The 24,551-nt window shown below is 60.1% G+C and carries 28 protein-coding genes; 17 read left to right on the plus strand and 11 right to left on the minus strand.

The window, feature by feature from the left end; genetic code table 11:
• Window positions 1–149: 149 nt before the first annotated feature.
• The 4 genes from BLS48_RS08875 (at window position 150) to BLS48_RS08890 (ending at window position 2,747) form a co-directional block, all read left to right on the plus strand.
• The gene (locus BLS48_RS08875) at window positions 150–971 is read left to right on the plus strand and encodes a universal stress protein (protein WP_091576937.1); all 822 of its coding nucleotides are present in this window, start codon (window positions 150–152) and stop codon (window positions 969–971) included.
• 67 nt (window positions 972–1,038) lie between these two features.
• Window positions 1,039–1,569 (plus strand): flavin reductase family protein, encoded by a 531-nt coding sequence (locus tag BLS48_RS08880; RefSeq protein WP_091576939.1) that lies wholly within the window; start codon window positions 1,039–1,041, stop codon window positions 1,567–1,569.
• A gap of 86 nt (window positions 1,570–1,655) precedes the next feature.
• Window positions 1,656–2,480: a universal stress protein gene (locus BLS48_RS08885; protein WP_091576821.1), complete on the plus strand. Its 825-nt coding sequence runs from the start codon at window positions 1,656–1,658 to the stop codon at window positions 2,478–2,480.
• A 57-nt stretch (window positions 2,481–2,537) separates the two neighbouring features.
• Entirely contained in the window at window positions 2,538–2,747 is a 210-nt protein-coding gene (locus BLS48_RS08890) for a ChaB family protein (protein ID WP_091576823.1), read from the plus strand.
• A 436-nt stretch (window positions 2,748–3,183) separates the two neighbouring features.
• Here BLS48_RS08890 and BLS48_RS08900 read toward each other — a convergent pair whose 3' ends face one another.
• The 4 genes from BLS48_RS08900 to ftsH form a co-directional block, all read right to left on the minus strand.
• On the minus strand, window positions 3,184–3,588 hold the full coding sequence (locus BLS48_RS08900; protein WP_091576826.1) for a baeRF12 domain-containing protein: 405 nt from the start codon (window positions 3,586–3,588) through the stop codon (window positions 3,184–3,186).
• Between the two features lie 200 nt (window positions 3,589–3,788).
• A complete protein-coding gene (locus BLS48_RS08905) occupies window positions 3,789–4,436 on the minus strand; it encodes a BON domain-containing protein (RefSeq protein WP_091576828.1) in 648 nt (215 codons plus the stop codon).
• A gap of 131 nt (window positions 4,437–4,567) precedes the next feature.
• Window positions 4,568–5,086: a pyridoxamine 5'-phosphate oxidase family protein gene (locus tag BLS48_RS08910; protein WP_091576830.1), complete on the minus strand. Its 519-nt coding sequence runs from the start codon at window positions 5,084–5,086 to the stop codon at window positions 4,568–4,570.
• A gap of 51 nt (window positions 5,087–5,137) precedes the next feature.
• Window positions 5,138–6,958, minus strand: coding sequence for an ATP-dependent zinc metalloprotease FtsH (ftsH, locus tag BLS48_RS08915; protein WP_091576832.1), 1,821 nt, complete (start codon window positions 6,956–6,958; stop codon window positions 5,138–5,140).
• 214 nt (window positions 6,959–7,172) lie between these two features.
• Between ftsH and BLS48_RS08920 the strand changes: the two genes are divergently transcribed.
• The gene (locus tag BLS48_RS08920) at window positions 7,173–8,126 is read left to right on the plus strand and encodes a hypothetical protein (RefSeq protein ID WP_143019400.1); all 954 of its coding nucleotides are present in this window, start codon (window positions 7,173–7,175) and stop codon (window positions 8,124–8,126) included.
• Here the strand turns inward: BLS48_RS08920 and BLS48_RS08925 are convergent.
• Complete coding sequence (locus BLS48_RS08925; RefSeq protein WP_244529542.1) at window positions 8,071–9,132, minus strand: ribose-phosphate diphosphokinase; 1,062 nt, start codon at window positions 9,130–9,132, stop codon at window positions 8,071–8,073. The genes BLS48_RS08920 and BLS48_RS08925 overlap by 56 nt on opposite strands.
• 75 nt (window positions 9,133–9,207) lie before the next feature.
• Here BLS48_RS08925 and BLS48_RS08930 point away from each other — a divergent pair, with 75 nt between their 5' ends.
• The 10 genes from BLS48_RS08930 (at window position 9,208) to BLS48_RS36680 (ending at window position 17,227) form a co-directional block, all read left to right on the plus strand.
• Window positions 9,208–10,071 carry a nucleotidyltransferase family protein gene (locus BLS48_RS08930; RefSeq protein WP_244529549.1) on the plus strand — a complete coding sequence of 288 codons (864 nt, stop codon included), beginning with the start codon at window positions 9,208–9,210 and terminating at the stop codon, window positions 10,069–10,071.
• Window positions 10,071–10,511: a DUF3775 domain-containing protein gene (locus BLS48_RS08935; protein ID WP_091576839.1), complete on the plus strand. Its 441-nt coding sequence runs from the start codon at window positions 10,071–10,073 to the stop codon at window positions 10,509–10,511. Before BLS48_RS08930 ends, BLS48_RS08935 begins: the two co-directional genes overlap by 1 nt.
• Before the next feature lie 367 nt (window positions 10,512–10,878).
• Window positions 10,879–11,418 carry an Hsp20/alpha crystallin family protein gene (locus BLS48_RS08940; protein ID WP_091576840.1) on the plus strand — a complete coding sequence of 180 codons (540 nt, stop codon included), beginning with the start codon at window positions 10,879–10,881 and terminating at the stop codon, window positions 11,416–11,418.
• Between the two features lie 138 nt (window positions 11,419–11,556).
• Complete coding sequence (locus BLS48_RS35605) at window positions 11,557–11,922, plus strand: hypothetical protein (protein WP_167365000.1); 366 nt, start codon at window positions 11,557–11,559, stop codon at window positions 11,920–11,922.
• Window positions 11,923–11,978: 56 nt separating this feature from the next.
• Window positions 11,979–13,487, plus strand: coding sequence for a PAS domain S-box protein (locus tag BLS48_RS08950; RefSeq protein WP_091576843.1), 1,509 nt, complete (start codon window positions 11,979–11,981; stop codon window positions 13,485–13,487).
• Window positions 13,488–13,894: 407 nt separating this feature from the next.
• A complete protein-coding gene (locus BLS48_RS36675) occupies window positions 13,895–14,260 on the plus strand; it encodes a hypothetical protein (RefSeq protein ID WP_342028504.1) in 366 nt (121 codons plus the stop codon).
• Window positions 14,261–14,788: 528 nt separating this feature from the next.
• On the plus strand, window positions 14,789–15,346 hold the full coding sequence (locus tag BLS48_RS08960) for a Spy/CpxP family protein refolding chaperone (RefSeq protein WP_091576845.1): 558 nt from the start codon (window positions 14,789–14,791) through the stop codon (window positions 15,344–15,346).
• 63 nt (window positions 15,347–15,409) lie between these two features.
• Entirely contained in the window at window positions 15,410–16,096 is a 687-nt protein-coding gene (locus BLS48_RS08965) for a hypothetical protein (RefSeq protein WP_091576846.1), read from the plus strand.
• A gap of 178 nt (window positions 16,097–16,274) precedes the next feature.
• Window positions 16,275–16,700 carry a DUF2267 domain-containing protein gene (locus tag BLS48_RS08970; RefSeq protein WP_091576848.1) on the plus strand — a complete coding sequence of 142 codons (426 nt, stop codon included), beginning with the start codon at window positions 16,275–16,277 and terminating at the stop codon, window positions 16,698–16,700.
• 158 nt (window positions 16,701–16,858) lie between these two features.
• Complete coding sequence (locus tag BLS48_RS36680) at window positions 16,859–17,227, plus strand: phosphoribosyltransferase (protein WP_342028505.1); 369 nt, start codon at window positions 16,859–16,861, stop codon at window positions 17,225–17,227.
• Window positions 17,228–17,558: 331 nt separating this feature from the next.
• Here BLS48_RS36680 and BLS48_RS08980 read toward each other — a convergent pair whose 3' ends face one another.
• A complete protein-coding gene (locus BLS48_RS08980) occupies window positions 17,559–18,395 on the minus strand; it encodes a universal stress protein (protein ID WP_091576943.1) in 837 nt (278 codons plus the stop codon).
• 165 nt (window positions 18,396–18,560) lie between these two features.
• Between BLS48_RS08980 and BLS48_RS08985 the strand changes: the two genes are divergently transcribed.
• Together BLS48_RS08985 and BLS48_RS08990 are read left to right on the plus strand one after the other, a co-directional pair.
• A complete protein-coding gene (locus tag BLS48_RS08985) occupies window positions 18,561–18,959 on the plus strand; it encodes a c-type cytochrome (RefSeq protein WP_091576849.1) in 399 nt (132 codons plus the stop codon).
• Between the two features lie 92 nt (window positions 18,960–19,051).
• A complete protein-coding gene (locus tag BLS48_RS08990; RefSeq protein ID WP_091576945.1) occupies window positions 19,052–19,993 on the plus strand; it encodes a metallophosphoesterase in 942 nt (313 codons plus the stop codon).
• Here BLS48_RS08990 and BLS48_RS08995 read toward each other — a convergent pair.
• From BLS48_RS08995 to BLS48_RS09015, 5 genes are all read right to left on the minus strand, one after another.
• On the minus strand, window positions 19,987–20,502 hold the full coding sequence (locus BLS48_RS08995) for a CDP-archaeol synthase (RefSeq protein WP_208604596.1): 516 nt from the start codon (window positions 20,500–20,502) through the stop codon (window positions 19,987–19,989). The two genes, BLS48_RS08990 and BLS48_RS08995, sit on opposite strands and share 7 nt — an antisense overlap.
• A 147-nt stretch (window positions 20,503–20,649) precedes the next feature.
• Window positions 20,650–21,927 carry an NRAMP family divalent metal transporter gene (locus tag BLS48_RS09000; protein WP_091576851.1) on the minus strand — a complete coding sequence of 426 codons (1,278 nt, stop codon included), beginning with the start codon at window positions 21,925–21,927 and terminating at the stop codon, window positions 20,650–20,652.
• 241 nt (window positions 21,928–22,168) lie between these two features.
• Entirely contained in the window at window positions 22,169–22,678 is a 510-nt protein-coding gene (locus tag BLS48_RS09005) for a hydrolase (protein WP_091576948.1), read from the minus strand.
• Between the two features lie 179 nt (window positions 22,679–22,857).
• Window positions 22,858–23,262 (minus strand): host attachment family protein, encoded by a 405-nt coding sequence (locus tag BLS48_RS09010; protein ID WP_091576949.1) that lies wholly within the window; start codon window positions 23,260–23,262, stop codon window positions 22,858–22,860.
• 266 nt (window positions 23,263–23,528) lie between these two features.
• On the minus strand, window positions 23,529–24,551 hold a 1,023-nt coding region (locus BLS48_RS09015), incomplete at its 5' end, for an IS110 family RNA-guided transposase (protein ID WP_091576951.1).

Here is a 24,551-nt window from a genome sequence, read left to right on the forward strand (position 1 = left end):
TTCTCTCTTGATTACAGCGTCCGGCGTCTCGCCAGCCGGCGATGACGATGTGCCCAGACGGACCTGCAAGAGATGCAGGTTTGACGCGCATCAAGGCGCAAGATCGGACCTCCGGTGATCCTGAGACAAATCTCATCGGAGGCACGAAAATGATCTTCAACACCATCATGGTTCAACTCGATGTCGATTCTCCGGCAGCGCCGCGAACGACCTATGCGCTGGAGTTGGCGCGGCGCTTCGAAGCCACGCTGATCGGTTTTGCAGCGGCCGACGCATATGTGTTTGTTCCTGGCGACGATGGCGGCATGGCGGCGGCGGAAATCATGCGTCAACGCCTCACCGAGATCGAGGATCGCCTGAAGATCCTGAAGGAAGAATTCCTGGCCGTCGTCGGAGACGAGGCCTCCTGGCGCGAGGAGATCGGCGATCCGACACGTCTGCTCGCGATGCATGCCCGCGCAGCGGACCTGATCGTGACCGGAGCGCCGGCCTCGGGAGTCGCCGGTGACCACCACCGGGTAGTGGATACAGGAGCGCTCGTGCTGTCGGCTGGACGGCCCGTGCTGATTGCGGCCGACGGACTTGCCCCGCTTGATCCCAAGAAGGTTGTGGTGGCGTGGAAGGATAGTCGCGAGGCTCGGCGTGCAGTCATCGATGCACTTCCCTTTCTCACCGGCGCACAAGATGTGCTGGTGGCGACGGTCGAGGAACAGAACCAGAGGGACGCGCGCGAAAGTATCGGCGACGTCGTCCGGTTCCTGATGAGGCATGGCGTCAAGGCGAGATCGGAGGTGCTGGGCGCCGGTCATGCGGACGCTTGCGAAACCGTCACCGAACTCGCCCGCGGCATGGGTGCTGAACTTGTGGTTGCTGGCGGCTACGGTCACAGCCGGGTCCGCGAATGGGCCTTTGGAGGCATGACCCGCTCCCTGCTCAAGCAAGGCTCGGTCAACCGGTTGTTTTCGAACTGACGACATTGCCGAATACAGTGGCGGTCGCCTTGCGCTTGCTAAAAGGGGATGCGACGGAGCTATGAAGATGAAGGAACTGCCGCTTGCCGAGGTCTACCGGCTGATCGAGCCTGGTCCTGTTGTTCTGCTGACAACGCGGGCCAGAGGCCGCGCCAACGTCATGACCATGTCGTGGCACACCATGGTGGAGTTCACGCCCCCGACAATTGCCTGTGTCGTATCGAGCGGCGACTTCTCTTTTGCTGCGTTGCGCGACACAAAGGAGTGTGTGATCGCAATTCCGGCCGTGGGGCTGGCGGAAAAAGTGGTGGAGGTCGGCAACTGCTCAGGCCGCGACAGAGATAAATTCGCGACGATTTGGCTGACGCCACTGCCCGCCGAGCATGTCGCTGCGCCCTTGGTGGCTGAATGCTTCGCCAATCTCGAATGCCGCGTCGTCGATACCCGGCTGGTCAACAAATACAATCTTTTCGTTCTGGAGGTTGTTAAGGCGTGGGTTGATCCGGGACAGCCAAGGCCGAAGACCATCCACCATGTTGGAAATGGAGCCTTCGTAGTGGACGGAGAGATCATCCACTTCGAGTCAAGCATGCCTTGAAGTCCGCCACTTGATCGGCGTCAAGGAGCACATGCCCTGCCCGGTCTAGTTTCGGTTCATCCATCGATACAAAAAGAGCGCCACCGATGAGCTACAAATCCATTCTGCTGAATGTGGACATAGACGGTCCAATCGGGCCGATCACCAAGATAGCCATCGATCTTGCCAGGCGTTCCGAGGCTCGGCTGATCGGCTTCTGCGCGGCAGACGCACCCTTGCCAGTCACGATGGCGCCAGAGGGTGCCGCGATAGCCGCCGAGGTCTGGCAGCAATTGAGGGATGACATCAAGAAACGGTTCAAGGACCTGCATGCCGAGTTTGACAGTCTGGTTGCTGGTTCGGTGGCGACGGAATGGCGCGAAGCGCTCGACAACCCCAACCACGCCCTGGTCGTGACATCGAGGATCGCGGATCTCATCATCACCGGTGCGGCTCAAGGGGCTTCCTCCGGCGATTCCTATCGGACTGTCGATCCCGGCACCCTCGCGCTGCGCGCCGGCAGGCCGCTGCTGATCGCGTCAAGCGGCACGGAGCATGCGCCGACAGGCAGGATCGTGGTCGCCTGGAAGGACACGCGCGAAGCGAGGCGCGCGGTGGCCGACGCCGTGCCGCTGATGGCCATGGCAGACGACGTGATCGTCGTTACGGTCGGCTCCGACCCCGACGACCGGACGACTGCCGGCATAAAGGATGTCGCGACCTTCCTGGCCACGCATGGCATCACGGCTCGCACCGAAGTGCTGAAGGCCGACGACGAAGGCGACAAGCTGATCGACTTCCTGAGCTCCGCCAATGCCGACCTGATCGTGTCAGGCGCCTATGGACACAGTCGGATCAGGGAATGGGTATTCGGCGGCGTTACCCGCTCGCTGCTCGACGACACGCGGCTCTGTCGCTTCATGTCAAGCTGATCGTTCGCCTCCTCAACGCGTCGGTTTGGCTTGGCAGTCTTGGTAGTGAGGATAGCAATGCCCTATGCGACCGAGGAAGATCTTCCACCGCCCGTCAGGACGCATCTGCCCCTGCATGCCCAGGAGATCTTTCGCGCTGCCTTCAACAGCGCCTGGGACGAATATGCCGACCGAGGCCAAGAGCGTGAAGAAATAGCTCATCGCGTCGCTTGGGCGGCCGTAAAGCGCCTTTATCGCAAGGAAGGCAGGGATTGGGTGCCTATCTGAACAGCCCGGGCAATTTGATCCAGATCAAACCATCCCCACCGTATTCATTCCATATGATTTGAAATCAATCACTTGATGAGTAATGCAGGTTCAATGACCGACATCGTTGCGAGGCTTCTCAATGCGTGCAACGCTATGAGGAGCAAGGGGGCGGACTTCCCGACAATCTGGAAAGACATCCTGAAGGGGCACCCTTACGTCGCGGGATCACCAATCCAGGATAGCGGCGAGGACGGTCCCATGTTGAGAATTCCCCTCATCACCGGTCAGGTTCTCGTCTTTCTCGGTTCAAACTTCTCTCTCCTCTAGCCGCGGCGGTGACCTAGCCGACGCCTTGGGACGTCCCTTGACCGATGCCGGTCGTGGCATGCGGTCTCTGGCCGTGGCAGCCTGTTCGTCAAGATCAGCGAGGTCTGGTCCATGGCCTGGACGAGCCTCAAGCCGCCGCCAAGGTGTTCTCGATGGCTTCGATGGGATGTTTCGCGAGATCCTTGGCCAGCTCACCCACCAGCTTTGCCTTCAGCGAAGGCTGGAAGTGCTTGCGCAGCTCGCCCAGCGTGCGCGGATCGGCGATCACCACCACATGCTGGAACGCTTCCGTCAGCGCTTCGCGATTGAGATAGGCAGCCACGGCGGCGGCAAAGTCGTCTTCCCGCAGGCGGGAGTCATCGGGATTGGCCGTGGAACTGCGATGCCGTCCGCCCGAGCCCGTGCTAGCCGAGTGCAGCACCGGCTCGGGCAATTCTACCAGGTCGATCCGCGGTTCAGGGCTCTTGTTGCGGTAGAGACGCAGCTTCTCGCCGTCGGTGACCGCGATGATAGTGCCATTAGCCAGAATCATCTTGTTTCTCCTTTGAGATGGTTTTGATCGAGGTCCAACGCTCTCCCTCGCCATGATTGGCAAGGAGTCTCGTCGTCTCGTAAACTGGAAGAGAGTGCGGTCTTTCTCCGAGCGTACTTCTCCTGGCCGAATAGACACAGCGCGCTGTATCGGCGCGGCGGCAACTCACGGAAGCCGCCACGCCGAGCTTGTCGACCCCATCAGATTATGGAAATCCGATCTTCCACCGCCCGGACGCCCGGCGAGGACCAGGCGGCACGCTCGGCTGCCTGGCGCTCGGACCACGCCCGGACCTTGCCTTCAAGGGTAACCTTGCCATCCTGAACGATGACGCGGATCGTCTGTGCTTCAGTTTCCGCATCGCGCTTCAGGGCGTTCTCGATGCGCTTCTTGATGTCGGATACCGAGGCTCGTGGCGTGATTTCGATCTGGTTGGCAACGCCGACGACGCCCGCCAGACCGCGCACGGCCTCGGCCGCGGCATTCTTCTGGTACTGCCATTCGAGTTTCCCCGTCAGCGTGATCCATCCGTCCTGCACCTTGGCCTGCACCTTGTCCCTCGGAATGGAGACATTCCAGGTGATCGCATCGACCGCGCGCCTGGCGATCTCGTCGTCGGCGGTTCCTTTCAAGCCAACCAGCCGAACTTCGATTTCCTCGGCGAGGCCCTTCACGCCCTTGACCCGCTTGACCACATTTTCGGCGGTTGTCTTTTCCCAATAGGAAGAAACATGTCCGGTCAGGGTGACGATGCCGTCTTCCACGGCAACGCCGATGTGGGCAGCGTCAATGCTCGGCTCGAATTCCAACTCATCGAGAATGTTCTGACGCAACGTTATATCCGTCATGATCTGTCTCCTGTTTGTTGAGCGGGTTCTTCTCCCGCAGCGAAACAAAAAAGCATCCTTTGCGTCACTGCTCATTGATCCGGCGCAATGCCCGGTCAAATAGTCAGCTGGCTGGACGACTGGCGCGACTGTCACGTGGTCGCGGAAGTGCCTACAAGCCAATGGTGCCGCATGCTGTCCAGGGTCTCGGCGATGTCATCGGCCTCGATCCTGACGAGATCGGTGTGACCAAAGCCCAAGGAATAGTCGAGTACAGAGATGATCGTGGGTCGTACCCTGAACAGCTTCACGGGTGCGGCCTCACTAGGCTGGATAGCCGAAATCTGCGGGAAGCGCTGCACCATCATCCGGCCAATTTCTGTGAGTTCGGAAGGAAAAACGACCTCCGTCGCGGTCGCCGCCATCGACAACCCCTTGATCTCCAGCCAGTCCTCATAGGGTGCGGTCATGGCGACCGAAACGCGCGGGTCGCGCGAGATGTTCATAGCCTTCTGCGAGCCGGCTCCGCAGCCGAAATAGAGCAGCAGACCATCATGGACGAACGAGACCACCGTCGCCTGTGGCGAGCCGTCGGAGCGGGTCGTGGCAATCGTCATGTCCATGCAACGCGCCAGGATGGCGATCATCTTCTGCTGAAGCTTGTGTTTCATGACACTCTCCTCGTTTGTTCAAGGATGCCGGCATCTTGGCCGGCGTCGCTTTCAAGCCGCCGGGGCCAGCACCGCCGTTCGCCGCAACGGCGCGAAGTCGTCAGGCGTCAGCGTTTCTTTCTCGAGCAGCAGTTTCGCGCCGGCGCGCAGATCGGTGATCCTTTCGCGGAGCACATCCCTGGCACTGGCAAAGGCCTCGTCGATCATGCCGCGGACTGCCAGGTCGACCTCACGCGCCGTGGCCTCCGAATAGTCCTTCTTGTTCGGCAGGCCAGGGCCGTCACCCAGCCATTGCAGGCGCTGCTCTTCGAGGACTGCCTGTCCCACCGTCGGGTCCATGCCGAAGCGGGTAACACATTGACGGGCAATATCCGTGACCTTGGCGAGGTCGTCGGCCGCCCCGGTCGAGACTTCGCCGAATATGACTTCCTCGGCCGCGCGGCCGCCCATGAGGACGACCATGCGATCCTTCAGCTCACTTACCGTGATCAGAAACCGGTCCTCCGTCGGACGCTGCATGGTGAAACCGAGGGCGCCGATCGAGCGCGGGATGATGGATACCTTGTGCACCGGATCGGCGCTTCGCGTCGCGACCGCCACCAAGGCATGCCCCATTTCGTGAAAGGCGACACGCTCACGCTCCTGCGGCTTCAGCAATCGGCTTTTGCGTTCCGACCCTGCGACGATGCGCTCGACCGCATTGGTGAAGTCATCCATCGTCACCTTGTCGGCGCCACGCCGCGTGGCGATGATGGCCGCCTCGTTGACCAGATTGGCAAGATCGGCACCGGTGAAACCGGGCGTTATCGCGGCAATCTCGTCCGTTCCGACGCCAGGCGCGGTTGAGACGTTCTTGATGTGAACCTTGACGATCGCCTCCCTGCCCTTGCGGTCGGGCCGGTCCAGCACCACCTGCCGGTCGAAGCGCCCAGCGCGCAGCAGGGCCGGATCCAGGATTTCGGGCCGATTGGTGGCGGCAAGCAGCACAATACCAACACGCGGATCGAAACCGTCGAGCTCCGAGAGCAGCTGGTTCAATGTCTGCTCTTTCTCGTCACCGCCGCCATAACCCGCGAACGGGCTGCGGGCACGGCCCAGCGCGTCGAGTTCATCGATGAAGATGATGCAAGGCGCGGCTTGCCGGGCCTGCTCGAACAAGTCTCGTACCCTGGCCGCCCCCACGCCGACGAACATCTCGACGAATTCCGAGCCAGAGATGGAGAAAAAGGGCACCCCCGCCTCGCCGGCTACGGCGCGCGCCATCAGCGTCTTGCCGGTTCCGGGCGGCCCGACCAGCAGGATGCCCTTGGGGATACGCGCGCCGAGGCGACCGTACTTGTCCTTGTCCTTGAGGAAGGAAACGATTTCCTGCAGTTCGGCCTTGGCTTCGTCGACGCCCGCCACGTCTTCGAAAGTCACACCTGTCTTGCGCTCCAGATAGACCTTCGCCTTCGACTTGCCGATATTGATCAGGCCGCCCATGCCTTGCCTGTCGGCGAACCCGCGGAAGAAGAACATCCAGATGCCGACGAAAATCAGCGCGGGCAATATCCAGGAGAGAACTGTCGTGAGCCAGTTGCTGTCGGACGCGCCGGTGATCTTGACGCCGGCCTTCTCGAAAACCGCAACTGCCGCAGGGTCGACGCGATTGGCAAGGAACGTCTTCTTGCCATCCTGCGGCTCCTTGAACGCGCCCTCGATCATGGTCTCGGTCAGCGTGACGGACGCAACCTTGCCCTCCTCGGTGAGGCGGATCACGTCGCTGTAGGAAAGCTGGGCAGTGTCGCGATAGGCGAACCAGACCTGAAACAGCTCAATGATCAGGATGGCAAAGATGACGTAGCCTAGATTGAAGGTGTGTTTGCGGTCCATGACATCCAGCCGGAAATTGCACTCATCGGCAAAATGTCACGACCAGCGGGCGCGTCCTTGACACGCATCAAAGTGCGGATCGCTGCTGATCATCATTGTACCGGCGATGATGGAGCACCGGCAAATTGCAGACTTGGCGGCGAAGGTGCGCTTTCTCAGCGATCCGGCGGCATACGGGAGCGAAACGACACATGTGGATGTCCGCGAGACGCATATGTCCTGGGTCTTCCTCACGGATGAACTGGTCTACAAGCTCAAGAAGCCGGTCAGGCATGCCTTCCTCGACTTCAGCACGATCAGGAAGCGGCACTTCTACTGTGGCGAGGAATTGCGGCTGAACGCTCGCCTTGCCGCCGAGACCTATCGGCGGGTCCTTCCTCTTCGCCGTGACGCATCGGGCCGCTTCTCCCTCGACGGCCGCGGACGCGTGGTCGACTGGCTGGTCGAAATGAAGCGCCTGCCGCAAGGCGACATGCTGGACAAGCGCATCGCCTGCGGTCGCTTGGACGCGGCGGAGATTGATGACCTCGCCAAAAAGCTGGCGGACTTTTATGCGCAACGCCGGGCGGAGATTGACGGCGGCGGCGCCTATCTGCGCCATCTGACAGGAGAGCAGCGCATCAACCGCGCCATCCTGCTCCGACCCGAATTCGCATTGGCGGATATCGTGTCCGGCGCCTTGGACATGGTGGACGGCCTGCTGCAGCAATTGAGGCCGCGGATAGAAGCGCGCATCCTTCGCGGCGCGATCGTCGAAGGGCATGGCGACCTGCGCCCCGAACACGTCTGCCTTTGCCAGCCGCTCCAGATCATCGACTGCCTCGAGTTCAACCGGTCGATGCGCATCATCGATCCCTATGACGAGATCAACTATCTAGGCATGGAATGCGAGAGGCTGGGCGCGCCCTGGATCAGGCCGCTGCTGGTCAAGGCTCTGCAAAGCCGGCTGCCGGATAGCCCCGATGCCGATCTGCTGGCGCTCTATGGCGGTTTCCGGGCATTGCTGAAGGCCCGTCTCGGGGTGGCGCATCTCCTCGAGACGCCGATCCGTCATCCGGAAAAATGGCGCCCGCAGGCCATTCGCTACATCAGGCAGGCAGAGCGCGAGATTTTCAGTCGTCGATCCCGATCAGGTCGGAAATCGACCCCTGTGCGTGGAGACGCCTGATCGCCTTGCCGATCAGACGGCCGATCGGCAGAATGTCCAAGGGCGCTAGCGGGTAACGGGCTTTGGCGACTGCCGCCGCATCCACGCTGTCAGTGACGATGATGCGGTCTATCGCCTGGCTGCCGAACAGAATGTCGGCCCCCTTGCCAAACAATCCGTGCGTGGCGATCGCATAAACTGCCTTGGCGCCACGTTCACGACAGGCCAGGGCAGCGCGCAGAATCGTGCCACCCGTGCTAATCAGGTCGTCGACAATGAAAACGGCTTTATCCGCGACGTCGCCTGCAAACAGCTCACCGGAAACCACGTTCCGGCTGCGGCGCTTTTCCATGAAGCCGAATCCGATTTCTTTCCCGGTTTCCACCTCCAGGGCCTCCTTGAGCAATTGCGCGCGCTTTACGCCGCCACTGTCGGGTGAAAAAATGGTGATCGGCAGATCGCCAGCCAATTTGCCTATCAGCGGGGCAAAGACCTTTCGCGTATCGAGATGGATGCTCTCGCACCGAAAGGCGTTCTGGTAAGCCGCGAAATTGTGGACGTCGAGCGTCATGATCCGGTCGGTACCCATTGCCTCGAAGAGTTGCGCCACATAGCGCGTGGTGACCGGGTCACGCGCCTTGGTCTGCCGGTCCTTGCGCGCATAGGCAAGATAGGGAACGACCGCCGTTACTCGCGCGGCGCCGTTCTCCCTGCATGTCGCCAGGAAGAACAGGAGCTTGCATAGCTTGTCGTTGGGTGACACGCCGCCACCTCCACCAAGGCTGTGCAGCACATAGACATCCCTGCCGCGCACGCTGACCAGCGGGCGCGCCTTGTGCTCCCCGTCCTCGAAATCTCGCTCTTCATGCGGATCAAGCTCGATCGAAAGCGCCCGCGCCGCGACCGCGCCTAGTTGTTCCGAGCCTTTGAGTGCGAAGAAGCGCATAATCCCTTCTATCCAGTTTCGAACATTGATGGATTGATGCGCGTCAAGGAAGCAAGCCGTCGAATGGCCTAGGAGGAGCAATCTTCAACCCCTGTGCTGGGGAGAACCATGCCGGAGCCGCTTCTGACCGCGAGGCCGAACCCAGGCGTCAAGCCAATGACCCCATTGGCGACGAAGCCGCTCCCCGAGAACATCGGGGTGGCAACGAAATTCCGCGATTTTGCCGATCTCCTCGACAGCCAGGGCGCTGACGGTTTCCGCGCACGAGCCTACAGAAGGGCGGCGGATGTCGTTTCCAGGCTGGAACGGCCCTTGGGCGAGATCCTGGCAAAGGAGGGTCGTGACGGCCTCATCGCCCTCCCGGCCATCGGAACAGGCCTGGCTGGCGCGATTGCCGAGATGGTTGCAACCGGGCGCTGGTCCCAACTGGAACGACTGCGCGGCGATATGGAGCCGGAGGCGCTGTTTCGGTCGATCCCCGGAATCGGACCCCGATACGCGCACAGCCTCGCCGAGGACGGACAGCTCGAGACCCTCGAAGACCTCGAGAACGCGCTCCATAGCGGCGCGCTTCACATCAAGGGCATCGGTCACAGGCGCAAGGAGATGCTGGGGGCAGCCCTCGCCGAGCGGCTCGGCAGGGCTCGATTGAGCACGACCCCTCAACCTCAACCCCTGCCGCCAGTGTCGATGCTGCTCGATGTCGATCGCATGTATCGCGAAAAGGCGGCAGCCGGAGTGCTTCGCAAAATTGCGCCGAAGCGCTTCAATCCGAAGGGCGAGGCCTGGTTGCCGGTCCTGCATGCGCGGCATGACAACTGGCATTTCACCGCGTTCTTCTCGAACACCAGGCTCGCGCACGAACTGGCAAGGACGAGCGACTGGGTTGTGATCTATTTCCAGGCCGAAGGCCAACCGGAGGGACGATGTACTGTCGTCACCGAAACCAGGGGGCCGATGGCAGGCAAGCGCGTCGTCCGAGGACGGGAAGACGAACAGCAACTGAAGGAACCGGTATGATGGAAAAAGCGGACAGGACTGGCGACGGCGAAACGGAACTTGAAATTCCACTCGAAACCGTATGCTTCATCATCATGAAGGCGCGCGAGTTCGATGCCAAGGATCCGGTGACCGAACCCAGCCCCGCGTCCAATCCATCCGACGATCAGTCCGCCGCGATCCTCGAGGATCATGACGATGACCCGGTTCTCGAAGAATTGCAGTCGCTGATCTCCGATCTTTCCGTCGACGCACAAATCGACCTGGTCGCCCTGATGTGGTTGGGACGCGACGATCAGTCCGCCGACGAGTGGCAAAGTGTCCGCCAGCAGGCAGCTGACGCGCACAACGAGCACACTGCCGACTATCTCTGTGGGACGCCGCTGCTTGCGGACCATCTCGCCAATGGTCTTTCGACACTCGGCTACTCCTGCGTCGAATTTGAGCGCGAGCACTTTTAGTCATCGGCGCGTCCTGGACTGCTGACGGACGGCGTTTGGGCGCCGCCGCTGTGCTATCCCTTGATGGTCGCGCATCCATCCGGGCTCCAGCGGAAGACATTTTCTGTCGCAATTGATCCCAATCAATGAGCTCGCCGCTTGCAATGGCTTTGATGGTGGTCTTGCCAGGCCGAGCCAAATTTGGCGACGCGGGCGCGATGGACAGCGGCAAAACCGCGGATTCGCGAAGCAATGGACCAGTTCGACGACGACACTTGGCAAGCGGGTCCGCTGACCTCCAGCTCTAGCGCCTCCTGGGAAACCTAAGGTGGAAGGGTGGAGGCAGCGGTACCTGTCCGATCAACTCACTCGCCAAAGGAGAAGAGCCATGGCCGAAACTGCCACCAAACTGCCCGTCAAGACAGAGAAGAGTACTGCCCCTGCCCGGTCCGACAACTGGATCGCTCCGTTCGAAAGCCTGCGTCGCGAAATCGACCGTCTGTTCGAAGACTTCCATCCTTTCGATTTTCGCCTGCCCTCGACGCGCTCCCTGTTCGGTCGTGAACTGCCGTCCCTGCGCAATGCGGGCTGGCCGGTCGCGCCGGCCATGGATCTGGTCGAGAAGGACAAGGAGTACGAGATCACCGCCGAACTGCCCGGGATCGACGAAAAGAATGTCGAGATCAAACTCGCCAACCGCATGCTGACCATCAAGGGCGAGAAGCAGGAGGAAAAAGAAGAGAAGGACAAGGACTACTATCTGTCCGAGCGCCGCTACGGCTCCTTCCAGCGCTCGTTCCAGCTGCCTGAAGGGGTAGATGCCGACAAGATCGATGCGACCTTCGCCAAGGGCGTGCTGACGGTGAAGCTGCCCAAGACCGCTGAAGCCCAGAAGGCCGAGAAGAAGATCGAGGTCAAGCCTGCGTAGTGGTCGTGACCGCTGATCACCCTCAGCGCGTCTGGTCGGCGCGCTGAGCCTCTTCAAGAGAAGACAGTTTGTCGAGCTGCCTCTATTGGGGGTCCAAGTCGGACCGCGAAACGGGCAACGTTTCCACCTTGGGATATGTTGCCGCGCGCCATATCAGCGCGATGGTTTGGCAATACTTGCTGGGCTGCCAGGTCGGCGGGACTGATCGCGTGCCTGGCTTTCGGCGATCTCGAGCTTCTTCTGCTCCAATGCCAACAAGCCTTCGAGTATACGCCGCTGTTCCGGATCGGTCTCGCGTGCGAGCAGATCCTGAAAATGGGCGATGTTGGCGCGTGCAATGAACCGGTCCATGAACATACCGCGATTGCCAAGGCGACGGCATCCTACACCCAAGTCCCGGGCCGTCCTAAAGCTATTTTGGCGCAGGTCAACGCTGCGACCGCGCTTTCACATCTTTTCTGGATTGATCTTGCGCTGGGCGACATCCTGTCGCCGATGGCCTAGTTAAACAGCGAACAGAAGGTTAGAGATGGCTGACTCTTTGCCACAGTGGTGAGACCATGCCTGCAAGAGATCTACCCGGATTTAGAGGGCGCGCGCTGCAAGTCCTCTTTTCTCCCCGCTTTGAAGCGTCAGAGGGATATTTACTAGCGGTTGCAACAGTCGCGGCCGTCTTCCTCGTCAGGCTTGTGCTGCAAACCGCCCTTGGAAACAGCGCGGTCTTCATCCTGTTCATTCCCGTCATCCTCGTCTCGGCCATCGCAGGCGGCATCGGCCCCGGTCTCGTAGCATTCGCCCTTTCGCTCGCCGGCGCTCTCTACATCGTCGGCCTCGCGCAATCGACATTGATCCAGGTGATCGTGTTCGCACTCGTAGGTCTGATGATCGTATGGATGGGCGAAATGCTGCATCATGCACGCCGAGCCATCGACAGAACCGAGGCGGCACTCAAGGCGCGCGAAGCGCATTTGCGCTCCATCCTCGATACCGTTCCAGACGCTACAGTGGTGATCGACGAAGCCGGAATCATCAATTCCTTCAGCGCCGCGGCGGTCCGCCAGTTCGGCTATGCCGAAGCAGAGGCCGTGGGTCAGAATGTTCGTCTTCTGATGCCCGAGCCTTATCATCGCGAGCACGACGGCTACATCCGGCGCTATCTCGCCACTGGCGACAGGCGAATTATCGGTATCGATCGTGTGGTTGTCGGGCGCAGAAAGGATGGCTCGACCTTCCCGATGAAACTATCGGTCGGCGAATTGAAATCGGGCGACAGGAGATACTTCACCGGCTTCATCCGCGACCTGACAGAGCAGGAGGAATCCGAGGCTCGGCTTGAGGCGTTCCAGGGCGAACTGGTGCGGCTCGCCCGGTTGAACGAACTTGGTGAGATGGCCTCGACCCTCGCCCATGAACTCAACCAACCTCTCGCGGCGATCGCCAATTATTCGCAGGGCTGCGTGCGCTTGCTGCGCGGTCTTGACGACGCTGCGGCTGAACGCATCAAAGAAGCTCTGGAGGAGATTGCCCAGCAGTCTCTACGCGCCGGCGACATCATCCGCCACCTGCGCGAGTTCATCATACGTGGCGAAACGGACAAGTCCCGGGAATCCATGCGCGAACTGATTGAAGAGGCTGGCGCGCTTGCGCTCGTCGGCTCTCGCGAAAAAGGCGTACGGTCGGTTTTCGAGTTTGCTTCCGATACGGATGACGTCCTTGCGGACCGGATTCAGGTACAGCAGGTCTTGATCAACCTGATGCGCAACGCGATGGAGGCAATGCGTGATAGCAAACGGCGAGAACTGACGGTACGCACCGCGCCAGATGGCGACGGATACGTGGCTGTGGAAGTCGCCGATACCGGGCCGGGCATATCCGAGGACATCGCCTCTCGTCTGTTTCAACCCTTCGTTACCAGCAAGGCGAGTGGCATGGGCATCGGGCTTTCGATCTCCAAGCGCATCATCGAGGCGCACGGCGGCACGATAACGGTCAGGCGCAACAACGACGGCGGGGCTACATTTCGGATCTCATTGCCTGCTGCCGTGAAAGAGAAAGCCGATGCAGGCTAATGCCATTAAAAGAGCGGCGAGCCGGTTCGGAACTTGCCCGAACTGGTGCGGATAGCGATTGCTCTGGAGTTCGCAGACAAGGGAGATCCGGGGAACCGGAGCTGACTGCAGGACATCACCTTAACGATACTTCCGGAGGCCCTTCGACCGTCCGTCCTGTGCCTGCTGCTATCGCAGCGATGCGAACTGGCTTCGCAGGTCCGCGGCTGTCTAGGTGGAATCCCATAAGGACCAAACCGGATTTCGCAATTTCAGATATTGCGCCATTGATCTCTTAAGCAGAGGCAGATTGTCGTATCGATCCTGGTGACATCAGCTTCACCATCGAGACCGTCCTTCCGTGCCTCTCCACCCCCGAGCAGAAGGCGCAATCAACATGCCGGCCTGCGCAGCAGCGAGATCAAGAAATGGCAGACCCCGCGGAACGTGGCGACCCAACAGCGGCAAACTTGAATGCTGATCGCCGTATTGCTGATCGCCGTCCGCAAGGCATTTCCATGCCCGGCACGCGAGATGACCGGTCGTCGGATTTGACCTGCGTCAAGGATGAGTTTGCCTTTTCGCCTCAGGATAGTTTCATGTGGCAACCGATATCGAACGCCCCCTTCGATCGAGATTTGGAATTGGCCGTCATAGATGGAGACGGCATTCACGCGCTCGTCTTTCCCTGCAGGCGTGTGCTGACGGGGTGGACCAAGTCGGCCACGAAAGAGCGGGTGGATGTCTCACCCACGCATTGGCGAACATGGGAACCTGCCACCGAGGATGTCTAGCGGCGATGTTGGCGCGTCTCTCTATTGACTGTTGTGCCCGCTTTTTCCCTTTTCAGTCTCCTCGATCTTTCTGAGCTTTTCCTCTTCCTTCGCGAGCAGATCAAGCAAGGTCCTCCGCTTGACCTCATCCTGCTCCTCGGCCAAGCGCTGTCGAAAATGCTCGATATTGAGGCGAGCGATCCGCCTATCCACTCATCACATAAGCAGCCGCAGCGGCTTCCCTGTCCATCAATGTACCAGCATAGCACAGCGAGATTGCAGGTATCGCGACAAAATTCAGGGGTAGCCGCGGTTCGATATCTTCCAAATTGCCAGCCTCTGATCCCGCCAGCATGTGTCAGTTCCACCAAAGGCATGCTCCAGATGGCGCGGAACCCGGCAGCTTTGGAAACCCGAATGCTTCGAGCAATGCGCGACCACAACTAGGCCGCGCATGTCGCGGCCGGCGCTCGTTGATGCAGGTCAATGCCGCCAGCGTCACCGTGTGATTTGCTTGCCGCTTGGCAGTTCAACCGAAGGAGACCTTCGATGTTTAGTTTGCGCAATACTTTCGCAGCGGGCCTGATGTTGACCGTTGCCGCGATGCCTGTTGTGGCCGGGGCTGAAGACAAGGATTCCGGTTGGTGGCCCCGCTGGGGGATCGGCCGAATGATGATGGGCCAATGGGGCATGGCCGGCCCGATGGGCGGCTATGATTCAGACCAGATGCTCGATCGGATCGACGGACGCCTCGCGTTCCTCAAAACCGAGTTGAAGATCACCAACGAGCAGGCGCCCTTCTGGGACGAGCTTGCCGGCGTTATCCGCAGCACGGCCGAGTCGCACAACGCGTTGATGCAGGAGATGATCAAGCAATTCCAGGACGGTGAGTTCCTGAAGAAGCCCCTGCCGGAGCGACTGGCCTACCAACAGACCCATCTCGAAGCCCGTCTGGAGCAGGTAAAGACTGTCAGGGCAGCGGTCGAAAAACTATACGCAAAGCTGAGCGATGAGCAGAAGCAGGCCGCCGACGAGATTGTCCTGCCGATGATGGGCATGGGCATGGGGCGCTCGGGCGGCTTCGGTCCTGAAATGATGTTCAGATAGCCTCCACTGCAACCTGGTCGTGTAACACGCTGACCGAGCCGGATTCGCGGAGGAACTGAACGCATGTTCGTCGAACTTCGCCTTCTGACTGCTCTGCTTGGCATCACCCAAGCCGGCTCGGCGATCTTTCCGGCGGGTGTAGTCTACAGCAATTGGACCGACGAGAGCGAAGAGGCCAAGGTTTGCGAGATCATCCTCGACGTCAGCAATCCGCCGTCGCGGGAAGTCGTCAAGTTCATCGCGCTTGCTGGCTACAACAAATTCGACGGGACGGTTCTGGCTGGCTTTCTCATGGCCGCAGCCGACCTCACGGCTAACAGCAAATATCAGATAGTGCGGATTTCAGACGCTGCATTCAGCGCCCGGACATTCAGCTCGCTGGGCCATCTGGACTACGAAGTCTATGACGACGGTACAGTCATGGCGACGACACAAGATTCTCACCTCGCCATGGCTTTCATCAACGCAGTTTTTTCTGGAACTTATGAGTTGCGTTTTGCTCGCTCGGACTCGGATACCGAAATGCAAACCTACAAAATTGCGTCCGCTCCGGGGGAATCCGTAGTCGGCAACTTCACGCAGTGTCTGGATCACCTTGCCATCGAGTCCAACCGGCTTCGATCATGCGCGTCGACAAAAGGAAGCCCGCTGCCGGAGGGAGGTGGCAGCGGGCTCAGCATCACGATGGGTCAGGGAGGACAGCCCATCGCTCACCCACGTCGAGGGAGGACATGGGCGGACCACAAGTAGGAATATCTTCTTACAAATCAAGACAGACGATTCGATTTTTGAGGGACCGCCCGCCGTTCATTCCGGCCACACGCCCTGCCCGCTCGCCTGGCATGGTCACGCCGGGATATTTGATCCGGCTCAATGCGAGGATCGCTCCGTACGTCAGAATGGCAAGACAGATTGAAGGAGCAATCACATGACTCACACTTCAATTACGGGTTTCACTCACGCTGCCGAGCAGGCGCAGCAATGGGTGAACGAATTGGCCGAGGATCTGGGCTGGAGCGAACAGAACGCCTACCGATTCCTGAAATCCGTCTTGCACACCTTGCGAGACTGGCTGTCGCCCGAGGAGATGGCCGACCTTTCCGCTCAACTGCCCACGCTCATCAGGGGCATATATTTCGAGGGCTGGAAACCTGACGCACCCGCGTGGGAACGGAAAAAGAGCGACTTCGTGATTTGTGTCAGGAACAGCTTCGGATATGAACCCGACGTTGATGTCGACCAGGCGATCAAAGCGGTTTTCAAGATCCTCGACCGCAACATATCGCATGGCGAGATCGTCCAGGTTCGGAACTCCATGAAGAAATCGCTTCGTCGGCTCTGGCCGATGGATTGACCAATGTTCGGCGATCGACAGGAGGCTGGCAAAAGACTGGGCGTCGAGGTCGGGAAACTCGGTTTACATCAGCCGGTCGTCCTCGCCTTGCCACGAGGGGGTGTCCCTGTCGCCGCGGAAGTGGCCAAGCCCTGAAAGCTCCACTCGATGTGATTATCGTGCGAAAGGTGGGGGCGCCGGGAAATCCCGAACTGGCCGTCGCAGCGATCGTCGATGGCAACCCACCGGACATCGTTCTGAACCGCGAGATCGTCGAGGCCTATGCGCTCGACGATGATGAACTTCGCGTCTTGATCGCGAAGGAGCGGCCAGAACTGGAACGGCGCCGGCTCGTCTATCAGGGCGAGCGCGCACCCCTGTCGATCACCGGAAAGACGGCAATCATCGTGGATGACGGTGTCGCGACGGGAACAACGATGAAGGTTGCGATCCGTGCCCTTAAAAGGCGCTCGCCTCGGGAGGTCGTTGTGGCAATCCCTGTGGCGCCGCCGGACATATTGGCCGAGCTCGCCCAGGAGGCGGACTAGATCGTGTGCCTCAGCCAACCGGCGGGTTTTCCACGCCCTCGGTTACCACTACCGCAGCTTCCCACAGCTTACCGACGACGAAGTGACGGACGCGCTCGTCGAAGCCAGGCGAGAACACAGCGCGGGTCAGCGAACAATCCGGCCACGCACGACCAAGCCCGGCGCAGCCTGAGTTGCTCCTGGTCGATCTTGAGCAAGCATGTAGGAATCTAGAGCCCCTAGGCCGGCCTTCGCTCGCGGGCCACTCAACACATGTTTTCTTTCGGATCGATCGACCACGTTTCAGGCCGTAAAGCGAAGGAGCATATTATCTAAAACTGCTGGCCGTGCTTCATCGAGCCATCAAGATCGGCAGTGATTGATCCTCGAGCACCGATTTGGTGACGCCGCCGAAAATCCGCTCGCGCAACCGCGAATGACCATAGGCGCCCATCACCATCAACTCCGCGCCGCTGTCGACCGCATGCTGGCGAAGAACGTCCGCGACGGAATGGTTTGAACTCGGCAGTCGGTCGACCATGACCTTCACGCCATGCCGCGCGAGATAGGCGGCGGCATCGGCCCCGGGTTCCTGGCCGTGGTGGTGTTCGTCCTCCACCGGATCGACCATGACGAGGCGTACTTCGTCGGCGCCTGTCAACATGTCGAGTGATTCACGCACGGCGCGCGATGACTCGAGACGAGCATCCCACGCAACCAGCACCCGCTTCGGCTTCAGTGTCGGCCGCGTCCCTTGGGGAACGATCAGCAGCGGCTTCCCGGATGAAAACAAGGCGCCCTCGATCACTTTGCTCTTCAGCGTCTCGCCAGTGAGCAACTCCGGTCCGATCACCGTAATGTCGGCGTAGCGCGCACGGCGACCAATTCGTTCGTCAGCCCAGCCGACCTCCGGATATTCACTGGAGACATCGGCCGACAGCGCGCTGTTGGCGAGAAAAGCCGACACGGCGGCGACTCGCTTCTCCAAGAGCTTCTCATCGACCTGCCGTTCCTTCAGCCAGTCTTCGGAGACGACTGCTGCATACTCTCCGACTGGCGGCGGCGCGGCGATGGCAACGACAAGAACAGCAAGATGGGCGCCGATTTCTTCGCAAAGGCCAGCAGCGAGTTTGAGATCGCCGTCACCCATATGCGGTCCCGTAACCGTAAGTATCGTCCTGAAAGCCATGGCGGCTGCTCCCGATCTTGAGTCAAATTCCATCGCAACGATAACCGGATGGTTCGGCATGCTCATTGCGCTGAATCAAAGACCCCGCCGTGGCCCAATTGATCCGGATCAACATGTGTGCGGGTTGACACGGTACGCTCAACCCATCAACCGGTGGATGCGCAGATGAGACTCCTTATCGCACTAGCTCTCGCGGCCATGGCCTGCCAAGCGTCCAGGGCGCAGGAAATGAGTTACGGCCATGCGGAATATCTGAACTCCTGCGCCGTCTGTCACGGCGTCGATGGCAAGGGTGATGGACCCTTGCGCGACCTGCTGATCAAGCGTCCGGCCGACCTGACGCATCTTTCCGAACGCAATGGCGGGGCGTTTCCCTATTCGAGGGTCTTCGCGACCATCGACGGCCGGTACGCCATACCAAGCCATGGCGCTCGCGAGATGCCGGTCTGGGGTCGCCAATTCCTTGAGGATGACGCAAAGACCTACGGCCCAAGTGGCGGTGAGGTGGTAACCACAGAACGCATCCACAACCTGACAGGTTACATCGAAACGCTGCAGCATTAGATTTAGGCAGCAGCGAAGATCGCCAAAATGACTTGCTTGTGCGATGGATTGGTACACCTCGAAGGCGCCAATCAACTTGGTTCGGGATGGCGATGACTGACATCAGCCTCAGGTTGGACGAACGCCTTGGGCGGATCCATGCAAGGCAGCGGCTGGGCATAGAAGGCGACCACGAAGCACAAATCTTCGGCCAGGGCCTGAATTTCTTTCATCTGGAGAATTGGTATTCGATCCATGCGGTGATCCGCAACGGGCTGCGCTTGACCGGGCTCTATGGACGCGGGTGCCGCAATGCCGAAAACGTCCAACTCCGCGTCAACACCATCGTGTCGGCAACCTTGCCACGCGGCTTCGAAGGATTCCGGATCCTGCACCTCAGCGATCTGCATACGGACATGAGCGGCCCGGCGATGGACCGCGTCACCGAACTCGTCGCGGATCTCGATTATGACATTTGCGTGCTGACCGGCGATTTCCGTGCAAAGACCTTCGGTCCCTTTGAGGCCGCCGTGGACGGCGTCGCCCGCGTACGCGCCTCTCTCAAGGGGCCGCTATACGGGGTGCTCGGCAACCACGACACAGTCAGAATGGTTCCGGCCCTGGAGGACATGGGCATTCGCATGCTGATGAACGAACTGGAAGTGATCGAGCGGGGCGGAGAGCGCATCTACCTCGCTGGAATAGACGATGCGCATTTCTTCCGCGTCGACAATATCGAAAAGGCGGCTGCCGATGTGCCCGCCGATGCCTTTTCGATCCTGCTTTCGCATACTCCCGAGATTTATCGCCAGGCAGCTCATGCTGGATTCAACGTGCTGCTCGCAGGTCACACCCATGGCGGCCAGATCTGCCTGCCGAGGGGAATTCCGATCACCCTCGATTCGAAACTCCCGCGGACGATGGGCGCCGGCGCGTGGATGTACCATGGCATGATGGGCTACACATCGGTTGGCGCCGGCTCGAGTGTCGTCGCAGTACGGCTGAACTGCCTTCCCGAGATCACACTCCACCATCTGGCCCGCAAGGATCAGTAGGGTCTGTCTCTGATGCGCAGCATGTAGAGAAGCCGGGAGACCACGAGTTCGCCAATCCAGAACGCGCCGACACCGATCAGAATGTCCCAAACCGAAAATCCCACGAGGTTCTTGACCGCCAGGAAAGGCAACAGGGATTCCGGCACCTGATCGAAGCCTGGCGCCTCGGCGCTCGGAGCTAGGCGCAAGCGACGTTTGATGAAGCTCGACAGCATGTCGCCGACCATGGCGGTAAAGCCGATGAGCGCCCCGATTGCAGCGTCGAGCCCCACAAGGGGGCCGCCTATCCCAGCTGCCATGATGGCGAGCACGAGACCGCGAAGGGTCTTCGACCGACCCAGGAAGGGCTGTCCGTCCCAGAAAAGCCGACCACCATCGATCGGCCACGAGAGCCACTCGCCAAGCATTTTCTTGGCGATGACAGGTACGCCGTTCGCGAGTGTCAGCAAGATGAGACACTGAACAATCGGCCAGAAATGAAGCTCAGTCATTGTGCCCTCGAAACGCATGGGGCCGGCGTCCTTGCGGAAAATCGCGCGCCTGGCCGTATTGACCTAGCCGATCGGTTGCCTTCCTCCGGCGAGATACAAAAGAAGCCAAACCGCACAGAAAGAAAGTCTCCCATGATGTAATTTTGGCTCGGGCCGGGCTGTCGGTCACAGCACGAAGAAGCCAATCGAGGCCAGAGCCATCACCGCCGTGGCAAGCACGCCACCGAAAACCATCCAGCGCGGCAATGTAAGGTGACCCATGATCCGCGGGTTCATGGCGATCATCATCATGATTGCCATTAGCGGCGCCGCTAGTATTCCATTGACGACAGCGCTCCAATAGAGGGCCCTGATGGGATCCAGGCCGACAAAAGTCAGGGTCACCCCACCCAGCGTTGCCACCGCGATGACGCCGTAGAAGGCCTTGGCGTCCTGCGGGCGTCGGTCCAGGCCTTCGGGCCACCGAAACATCTCTGCGACGGCATAGGCGGCGGAGCCCGCAAGCACGGGGACGGCAAGCATGCCGGTACCGACAATACCGATAGCGAAAATGGCAAACGCAAAGTCCCCGGCAACAGGCCGGAGCGCTTCGGCCGCCTGCGACGAGGTCTGGATCTGCGTAATCCCGTTGGCATGAAGCGTTGCCGCCGTGGCCGTGATGATGACGATGGCCACCAGATTGGAAAAGCCCATTCCGAATAGCGTATCGCCACGAATGCGCGCCAGCTCCGGTCCGGCAGCGTGAGAGTTGGCGCCAAGCCGTCGACGGTGTTGCCGGTGCTGCTCCTCAACCTCCTCCCCGGCCTGCCAAAAAAAGAGGTAGGGACTGATTGTCGTGCCAAGGACGGCAACAAGCGCCATGGCATGATCGCCGTCGAAGACGATTTGCGGGACCAGCGCACCATAGAGCGCCGCGCCCCAGGGCACATGGACTGACAACACCACCGCCACGTAGGCAAGCAGGGACAGGGTCAGCCATTTAAGCACCTTTACGTAGCGCCGATAGCTCACGAAGATTTCCAGAAAGATGCAAATCAGAGCGAAGAAGATCGCATACAAATGATGCGGGCCACCTATCAGCAATTCGAGCGCCGCCCCCATGGCGCTGAGATCGGCGCCGATATTGATGGTGTTGGCGACGAGCAGCAGGAGAACGGCGAAACGCAGCAGCCAGGGCGAGTAGTGCCGACGCAGATTGCGTGCGATGCCTTGGCCGGTTACAGCGCCGATCCCGGCACTGATCCCTTGAGTTACAGCCATAAGCGGATAGCTGAACAGCATGGTCCAGGCGAGCGAGTAGCCGAATTGCGCCCCCACCTGACTATAGGTGGCGATACCGCTTGGATCATCATCGGCCGCGCCGGTGATCAGTCCCGGGCCCAGGCTTCCGAAGAAGCTCGAGCGTCGGCGGAGCGTGGTAGCCGATGCCTCCGACGGTTCCATCGAATGATTCCTCCACGCACCTCTGGTTTCCGTCGCAGTATATATGGCCTGCGAATTGGAATGGTTAGCACGGACAAGCTGGGTGAATACGCCGACCGACATCGCAGGTCGTCAAGAGCTGGGCGCCCTTGGAAGCCACGAGCGCCGACCGGATATTGCGCCTTCTTCGGTCTCGGTTTTCTGATTGCGCGCTGGGGCCGGGACGCACCAGCGGACCGCGTATGAGCACCGCCATCGTGGCTCAGCTCGTCGCCGCGACACCGACGACATAGTTCTTTCCATAGGCCTTGGCGCATTTCGGGCACGTCGTGTAGAAGAAATAGACGTCGCCCGGTTCCGATTTTCGATCGCGCGCAATCTGCCGCATTTCCTCATCCCACTGCCGTGCCTGGCTGTACGGGCCCTCGAACACTTTCGTTATGAAGTCACCGCTCAGTGTGGTCATCTCCTCGCCTGGGACGGTTTTCGAGACCGAAAACAGATGTTCACTGCTCCACGGCGAGATATCGTGGCTGAGCACGATGAATCGGTCCGTGTCCGAAGCACCGGCGTCATCGATATGCCTGTTAACACGCGCGAATACGCTGCCCATGTTCATCGGGACATGCATCACGCTGTGGGTTGTCGCCCTGAGAAACCGCTTGTCCTTGAAGTGCAATTCCTGGCCGTCCCAGCCCTCCGGATTGAACTTCGGGCAGCAACCGGTCGTGTTTACGCTGGCGTCATATCGCGGCGTTTCATTCGTTTGCATCACCGTTCCCCAATTTGGATCGATGGCCATCCAACAGGGAACGGACCCAGCCTTCATTGATCCTCGTCAACATGGCGCTGGAACTTGATTGACACGCGTCGAAGCCGGCTGGCCTCGATCGCGCGACAAAGCGGGCAAACAAACTCTCAAACAGATATCACGGCCGGTCTCGCGCGGACTCAAGCCGCCGCCAATGTGTTCTCGATGGCTTCGACCGAGTGTTTCGCGAGATCCTTGCCAAGTTCGCCCACCAGCTTTGCTTTCAGCGAAGCCTGGACGTGCTTGCGCAATTCGCCCAGCGTGCGCGGATCGGCGATCACCACTACATGCTCGAACGCCTCCGTCAGCGCCTCGCGATTGAGATACTCCGCCACGGCCGCGACAAAGTCGTCTTCCCGTAGGCGGGAGTCGTCGTGATTGGCAGTGGAACTGCGATGTCGGCCGCCCGAGCCCGTGTTGGCCGCTTGGAGGGCCGGTTCGCGCAATTCAACCAGGTCGATCTGGGGTTCGTGACCCTTGTTGCGGAAAAGGCGCAACTTTTCGCCGTCGGTTACCGCGACGAGCGTACCATTAGCCAGAATCATTTCGTTCTCCAATGAAAGAACACAAGGGCAAGACACCACCGTTTGGCGGCTGTTTCCTTGGGTTCGGTTGGTTTTTGACCGGCATTTTCGCCGATCGACTAAATCTCGTCCTTCCGCGCGACAGGCATCTGCCGTTCGGTTCTTGAACCATTCTCCAATCCGTGACCCTGATGCACATGGCTTCGGTCACATAGTGGCGTTCGGCTCCCGGCTCCCCATTCTCCTTGAGAGCGCAGCCCAGTCCTGCCGGGCTCGCTAGCACGCAATCAGGACAGCCGGGATATCATCGACGCGCCTTCCTCTTGGCTGGTGCCGCGCGGCTCGTAAGCGCGCTGGTCACGCAGGATCTGGAAGGCGATCGTCAAAAGCTTGCGCGCGATCGCCACGCGCGCTTTGTTGGTTCCTCTGACCTTCAGCTGGTCGTACTGGGCTCGAAGCTGCGCATCGCTGACGATCGCAGGCGTCACCGCCTCGACGAAAGCCCAGCGCAGCCACTTGTTGCCCTGCTTGATGATCTTGCCGTGATAAGTCTTGCCGCCACTCGAATAGGTCGAGGGCACCAGCCCGGCATAGGCGGCAAGCTTCTTCGGCGTGCGGAACCGCGATATGTCGTCAATCTCCGCGTCGATCAGCCGGGCGAAGAACTCGCCGATGCCAGGGATCGTCTTCAACAGTTTCACATTGGCATTTGCCTTAGTCATCGCCCGGATCGTTGATTCCGACTGCTTGATGCGCACGTCGATGTCGCCGATGAAGTCGAGACCGCGATCGATCTGGATGCGGTCGATCGGCGAGACGTTCACCCGCGCAAGCTGAACGCGGCCGGCCTTGCCGAACAGGTCGCCGAGCTTCCTCAGCTCTGCCGTCTGCTCCGGGTAGCGATCAAACACCGTGACGATCCGGTTCTTGGTCATCGTGCGCAGCCGCACGTAAAACATCCGTTCGCGCAGGGCGACGCGCAGTTCTCTTGCTCGTTCGCCGGGTGCCCAGGCCTCCGGTACCAGGTCGGCCCGGAGTAGATGCGCCAGCACCGTCGCGTCGATCTTGTCGGTCTTGATCTTGGCGTCGGCAATCGCCTTGACCTTCAACGGGTGGGCGAGAACGACATCATCACAGATGTCATCGAGCCAGTCGTACATCACCATCCAGTTGCGCGTCGCTTCGACAACCGCATGCGAGTTCTCGCGATAGCGTTCCAGAAACCCGCCCAGCGACTGGCGGTCGTTCTTCACCCGACCGCAGCGCAACGTCTTGCCGCTACTGTCCTGCACCACCAGATGACTGTAGGA

It is taken from the genome of Mesorhizobium qingshengii (assembly GCF_900103325.1).
Classification (GTDB): Bacteria; Pseudomonadota; Alphaproteobacteria; order Rhizobiales; family Rhizobiaceae; genus Mesorhizobium; species Mesorhizobium qingshengii.

Bases quoted from the DNA above. Each gene is read 5' to 3' on its own strand.
- BLS48_RS08900 (WP_091576826.1), bottom strand. From the start codon at position 3,588: ATGATTCTGGCTAATGGCACTATCATCGCGGTCACCGACGGCGAGAAG.
- BLS48_RS09000 (WP_091576851.1), bottom strand. From the start codon at position 21,927: ATGGAACCGTCGGAGGCATCGGCTACCACGCTCCGCCGACGCTCGAGC.
- BLS48_RS08980 (WP_091576943.1), bottom strand. From the start codon at position 18,395: ATGGCTTTCAGGACGATACTTACGGTTACGGGACCGCATATGGGTGAC.
- BLS48_RS09010 (WP_091576949.1), bottom strand. From the start codon at position 23,262: ATGATTCTGGCTAATGGTACGCTCGTCGCGGTAACCGACGGCGAAAAG.
- BLS48_RS36675 (WP_342028504.1), top strand. From the start codon at position 13,895: ATGGCAGACCCCGCGGAACGTGGCGACCCAACAGCGGCAAACTTGAAT.
- BLS48_RS08985 (WP_091576849.1), top strand. From the start codon at position 18,561: ATGAGACTCCTTATCGCACTAGCTCTCGCGGCCATGGCCTGCCAAGCG.
- BLS48_RS08995 (WP_208604596.1), bottom strand. From the start codon at position 20,502: ATGCGTTTCGAGGGCACAATGACTGAGCTTCATTTCTGGCCGATTGTT.
- BLS48_RS09005 (WP_091576948.1), bottom strand. From the start codon at position 22,678: ATGCAAACGAATGAAACGCCGCGATATGACGCCAGCGTAAACACGACC.
- BLS48_RS08905 (WP_091576828.1), bottom strand. From the start codon at position 4,436: ATGACGGATATAACGTTGCGTCAGAACATTCTCGATGAGTTGGAATTC.
- BLS48_RS08950 (WP_091576843.1), top strand. From the start codon at position 11,979: ATGCCTGCAAGAGATCTACCCGGATTTAGAGGGCGCGCGCTGCAAGTC.
- BLS48_RS08890 (WP_091576823.1), top strand. From the start codon at position 2,538: ATGCCCTATGCGACCGAGGAAGATCTTCCACCGCCCGTCAGGACGCAT.
- BLS48_RS08910 (WP_091576830.1), bottom strand. From the start codon at position 5,086: ATGAAACACAAGCTTCAGCAGAAGATGATCGCCATCCTGGCGCGTTGC.
- BLS48_RS08965 (WP_091576846.1), top strand. From the start codon at position 15,410: ATGTTCGTCGAACTTCGCCTTCTGACTGCTCTGCTTGGCATCACCCAA.
- BLS48_RS08875 (WP_091576937.1), top strand. From the start codon at position 150: ATGATCTTCAACACCATCATGGTTCAACTCGATGTCGATTCTCCGGCA.
- BLS48_RS08970 (WP_091576848.1), top strand. From the start codon at position 16,275: ATGACTCACACTTCAATTACGGGTTTCACTCACGCTGCCGAGCAGGCG.
- BLS48_RS08920 (WP_143019400.1), top strand. From the start codon at position 7,173: ATGTCCTGGGTCTTCCTCACGGATGAACTGGTCTACAAGCTCAAGAAG.
- BLS48_RS08930 (WP_244529549.1), top strand. From the start codon at position 9,208: ATGACCCCATTGGCGACGAAGCCGCTCCCCGAGAACATCGGGGTGGCA.
- ftsH (WP_091576832.1), bottom strand. From the start codon at position 6,958: ATGGACCGCAAACACACCTTCAATCTAGGCTACGTCATCTTTGCCATC.
- BLS48_RS08990 (WP_091576945.1), top strand. From the start codon at position 19,052: ATGACTGACATCAGCCTCAGGTTGGACGAACGCCTTGGGCGGATCCAT.
- BLS48_RS08960 (WP_091576845.1), top strand. From the start codon at position 14,789: ATGTTTAGTTTGCGCAATACTTTCGCAGCGGGCCTGATGTTGACCGTT.
- BLS48_RS08880 (WP_091576939.1), top strand. From the start codon at position 1,039: ATGAAGGAACTGCCGCTTGCCGAGGTCTACCGGCTGATCGAGCCTGGT.
- BLS48_RS08940 (WP_091576840.1), top strand. From the start codon at position 10,879: ATGGCCGAAACTGCCACCAAACTGCCCGTCAAGACAGAGAAGAGTACT.
- BLS48_RS08885 (WP_091576821.1), top strand. From the start codon at position 1,656: ATGAGCTACAAATCCATTCTGCTGAATGTGGACATAGACGGTCCAATC.
- BLS48_RS08935 (WP_091576839.1), top strand. From the start codon at position 10,071: ATGGAAAAAGCGGACAGGACTGGCGACGGCGAAACGGAACTTGAAATT.